Raw genomic sequence first — 719 nt, 5'->3', positions numbered from 1 at the left:
CCTCCTGGCTGTAGCCCGCCGCGGGGGTGATGCTGTGCAGTTCCATGCACTCGCGGGCGAGGTTTTCGTTGAGGCCGGCGTTGCGCCGCTGTCCCGCGGGGCTTCCGGGGCCGATCGAATTGCCCTGGTCGAGATAGAAGAGCATCGCCGGATGCCGGTAGGCGGCGAGCATCATCTCCTCGAAGCGCCCGAAGGCATGGGCGCGGATCGCGGCGCGCTGGTAGTGGCCGAGCACCGTCGTGGTCTGGCCGGCGCGACGGCTGGTGGTGAGGTGGTTGGTCCAGAAATTCGCCCAGCGCTCGGCGAAAGGCGCCTCCGTAGTGACCATCCGCGTGGACCAGGCCAGGGCTTCCGTCCGGAAGATCTCGCCGATGGCCTGGCTCATGGGGTCGGCGCGGCGCTCGCGCCGGGCCGCGGAGGCATCGGCCAGGCTGGGGCCAGGCGCCTCGGGCAGCGGGCGGATCTGCGCGGCGAGCCAGGGCTGCGGGTCAGCCGGGACCGGGGCCTCGGGACGAGCCCCGAGGCCGAAGCGGATCGCAGCATGGGCGGCGAACGGCGTCATAGCGCCATTCTATCACCGTCGGCCCCGCCGCACGCGACGAAGTGTGACGAGGGATCAGCCCAGGTATTTCACAAGAAACTCCGCTGTCCGGCCGTTGGCGATGGCCGCCGCCCGGCCGTCCCAGGCATGGCCGCCCATGCGCGCGAAAGCGTGGTCC

At 71.2% G+C, this 719-nt stretch carries 1 protein-coding gene; it reads right to left on the bottom strand.

The window, feature by feature from the left end; genetic code table 11:
- Nucleotides 1-562 (bottom strand): DUF1800 family protein (locus AC1DWF_RS34390; protein WP_476842963.1); only part of this gene is annotated, 562 nt, incomplete at its 3' end.
- Nucleotides 563-719: the final 157 nt, after the last annotated feature.

The sequence above is a fragment of the Aminobacter sp. P4_D5 genome (assembly GCF_056401815.1).
This window is presented reverse-complemented; position numbering and strand designations above follow the sequence as displayed.